The 3,255-nt window shown below is 44.8% G+C and carries 3 protein-coding genes and 1 pseudogene; 2 read left to right on the top strand and 2 right to left on the bottom strand.

The window, feature by feature from the left end; all coding sequences use genetic code 11:
* Positions 1-371 precede the first annotated feature (371 nt).
* Both AC2VE5_RS24975 and AC2VE5_RS24970 read right to left on the bottom strand, forming a co-directional pair.
* Positions 372-1,065 (bottom strand): annotated as a pseudogene (locus tag AC2VE5_RS24975) (SDR family NAD(P)-dependent oxidoreductase).
* Between the two features lie 14 nt (positions 1,066-1,079).
* On the bottom strand, positions 1,080-1,754 hold the full coding sequence (locus AC2VE5_RS24970) for a GNAT family N-acetyltransferase (RefSeq protein WP_486890305.1): 675 nt from the start codon (positions 1,752-1,754) through the stop codon (positions 1,080-1,082).
* A 120-nt stretch (positions 1,755-1,874) separates the two neighbouring features.
* On the opposite strand from AC2VE5_RS24970, the gene AC2VE5_RS24965 reads away from it, so the two are divergent.
* Positions 1,875-2,462 (top strand): TetR/AcrR family transcriptional regulator, encoded by a 588-nt coding sequence (locus tag AC2VE5_RS24965; RefSeq protein WP_486890304.1) that lies wholly within the window; start codon positions 1,875-1,877, stop codon positions 2,460-2,462.
* 309 nt (positions 2,463-2,771) lie between these two features.
* Positions 2,772-3,131 (top strand): hypothetical protein, encoded by a 360-nt coding sequence (locus AC2VE5_RS24960; protein WP_486890303.1) that lies wholly within the window; start codon positions 2,772-2,774, stop codon positions 3,129-3,131.
* Positions 3,132-3,255: the final 124 nt, after the last annotated feature.

The following is a 3,255-nucleotide window of genomic DNA, read 5'->3' as shown; positions in this document are numbered from 1 at the left end:
TCTCCTTGAGGGCTTGCTGTAGATGAACGACTTGTTCCGACCTTAAAAAATTCTTGGCTGCTGGTGGCATAGTTACTTTGAATCAGCTTTACCTTTTTATTATGCAACTTTGATGCCGATTAGCTTAGGACGGATAGTTTAGAGGTAGGGAAACTGAAAAATCTGAACTTCCCTAACTCTCGATATTCACCTCCCATCTTTCTACCTTTCAACGCTTTAAGCCCTTTACAAATTGATAGTTTCGGCTTACTTTAGTGCCATTTGACTAATAGCTTTAGAGCTTAACTTGTACAAGATGGATAGGGTCAAGCCTCAACTTTAAATCCTTTAATCAGTGTTTGGTGGCTCTACTACTTTGCTCGCTGCATACATTAAGCTCCCTCACCTCGCATGGCAGGCACGTCGATTTCCTTGATGCAGGTTGCCCGCGACAATGAGAGAATGCAATCAATAATGCTCAGAAGATCCGTTAAGGGAATCGCCTCACCGCCTAATAGATTATCTGCTGCGAGATCAGCTAGAACTTCGGGTGTCCCGACATTACCAGGATTAATCACTGTCACACTAATTTTCTGCGCTCGTAATTCTTCGCGCAGTGAATGCACCACACCTCGCAAACCAAACTTGGAGGCACTATTAGCAACTTCTCGCCCAGGAAAATTATCCCGACCTGAGAGCGCACCCATGAAAATGATTTTTGGATTATCAGAGCGTCGTAGAGCAGGTAATAAGGCTTTAACTAACCTCATCGGTGCCAGTAAATTCACAGCAATTACTTTGACAATATCCGCATCGGAGCAATCTTCAAAGCGGTATTGGCTGGTAAACGCATGGGTTTCCCAAGTTCCTCCCATATATAACAATGCATCTAAGCAATCGTCTCCAATCGCATTTGACACCGTTTCAACACCTGCTAGGTTCGACAAATCTGCCTGAATCCACTCACCGCTCGGTGCCGCAGTGCGAGAAACTGCTAGCAAGCGCTCAGACTGGGAAAGCAGATGTTTAGCAACAGCTACCAATGCCACGGCTTGCACCAGCCACCAGAATCGTCTTGAACGACATATACGTTCTCCTGTTCAGTTGAAACAAAGACCAAATTTAGTAATCCCTGAAAATTCGAGATTAAACTGCTCTCTAAAGTAATCAGCGTGAAAGGTTTGGTAGGGCTTAAACCCAATGGATTCATAGGTATGACGAGCCACATCGTTTCCGTTGATTACCATAATTCCCGCGTGAGAATGCTGTTGCGATCGCCCTTCCTCTAGCAATGCTCTGAGTAACACTTTTCCTAAGCCTCGACCTCGTGCCTCTGGCAATACTGCAACATTTTCAATAATCCAGGGCGCTTGGGGTGTCAGAAAAATCGGTCGGCAATCGCCACCCCAAAATTTCACATACTGAACGCGAAAGGTTGTAGCAATTTCTTCGGACCAGTTCAACTCTTGTGCTATTTTGTGTAGGCAGGATAGACGCAATGGGCAATAGTCTTCTGAGTTTGGTGTATAACCTGCGGCGGCTGCTACGGGCTTGCCTTGCGCTTCTAAAATTAAGAAATCGGTTACATTCCCCCAATTAGAAGCATCTGCACTTAGCATTGCCTCCATAAATTGCAATGCGCCTGTTTGAGTACCTTGCAAAATATCCTCCCAAAAGCACTGATTTAGCGGCGGCAAAGAGGCTTCATACTCAATTCTGGCGAGGAACGAGATGTCTGCAATCGTTGCTTTGCGGGTGCTTAGGGTAGCTTGCATCACAGCCTCCTTGAGGATAATTCTCATAAAAGATACAATCTGTATGTATTTAGAGTATGAAGTCTTTGCTCTTTGCTGTCAAGATACATACTGTATGAATGTTTAATCTAAATATTTGCCATGCCTGCCAAGCAAACTAAGGCTGAACAAACCCTCCGTACTCGTCGCGCCATTCTTGATCGGGCGCGTCATTTATTTGCAACAAAAGGGTACGCAGCCACCGGAACCGAGGAAATTATCAGTGAGTTGGGGATTACTCGTGGAGCGTTGTATCACCAGTTCAATGACAAGCTGGGAGTTTTTAAGGCTGTGGTTGCTGAAGCCTATGACGAGATGATAGATTACATCAGCGCCAAGGTACAGCCGCTAGACGACCCTTGGGAACAGTTAGTGATTGGCTGCCAGGCGTTCTTAGAAATTGCCCAGCAAGAGGAGCGACGGCGGTTGGTGTTTATTGAAGCCCCAGCAGTGTTGGCAGCAGACACCTTGGTCGAGTTTGACCAGTATGGGTTTGGGCTGCTTCAAGAATCGATTCAAAAGGTTATTAATGAGGGAAAGCTGAACACAATCGATGCGGAGGGATTTGCCCATTTGGTAAATGGTTCACTCAATGAGTTAGCATCATGGGTAGCGCAGTCCAATGATCCTGAACGGTTAAAAACGGCTCAACGGTTAGTCGAAACATTACTGACTCGACATCAAAACTGATGTTCTCCCAGTGAGTTCCGTCTTCAAGATTTCTGACTCTTAAACCGAAAACTGGATAGCTCTTCTGAATTAGCCAACAGTATCTACATTCGTTTTACCCCTGCGTATGATTTTGACTTACGCTTAATCTGCTTTGATGCCCATTAGTTCTTTGCCGTAAAGTGAGTTTACACCTTTACGGGTAATGCTCATACCAAAGTCATGCCTTCATCGGTGCGGTCTAATGTTATCTACTTGGGCGATCGCTATCATTAATTATCAGCACTTTAGATAGACGAATTCAAAAGGGAAAATATTAAGGAGATATAGATGTCAGTGCTAGTTTTATGCGTGGGAATTTCAACGGAACGAGGTGCTACAGTTCCCTATTCTCATCGCAAGCTTAACGGAGAACTTGGTAAATTTGGAAAAAAAATCAGGATCAAAATGGCGGGGTCTGCTAGGGTCCTCATCAATGCCATCGAACTTGGAGTTATGCGGACGATTGAACAGGACGACTTAGAGACGCATTCCCTCTCTGTAGCAGTTCCACTCGATCTAATCGATTGCGAGGCATTTCTGGAAATATGTTGGCAAGAAGTCGTTGAATGGGCGGCAAAGATGGGAATGAGCCAAGGTATATACGCCGTCTCAATAGTAGGAGAATTCGCGGGCAGCGAAGAAGGCTAAGCTAATAGACTTCTAAATAGTATAAAATTAAAGTCTAAAATCTTCAAAGTACAAGGACGATGCCTGCGAAAGGATTCCTCAACGAGGAGCAAACAAAAAAATTGCAACAAGCAGTACGGCAAGG

This window comes from Aliterella sp. E5.1 (assembly GCF_057473825.1).
This window is presented reverse-complemented; position numbering and strand designations above follow the sequence as displayed.

What these genes read in the sequence shown, in the direction of transcription:
- AC2VE5_RS24960 (WP_486890303.1), top strand. Translation starts at nt 2,772, where the DNA reads ATGTCAGTGCTAGTTTTATGCGTGGGAATTTCAACGGAACGAGGTGCT.
- AC2VE5_RS24970 (WP_486890305.1), bottom strand. Translation starts at nt 1,754, where the DNA reads ATGCAAGCTACCCTAAGCACCCGCAAAGCAACGATTGCAGACATCTCG.
- AC2VE5_RS24965 (WP_486890304.1), top strand. Translation starts at nt 1,875, where the DNA reads ATGCCTGCCAAGCAAACTAAGGCTGAACAAACCCTCCGTACTCGTCGC.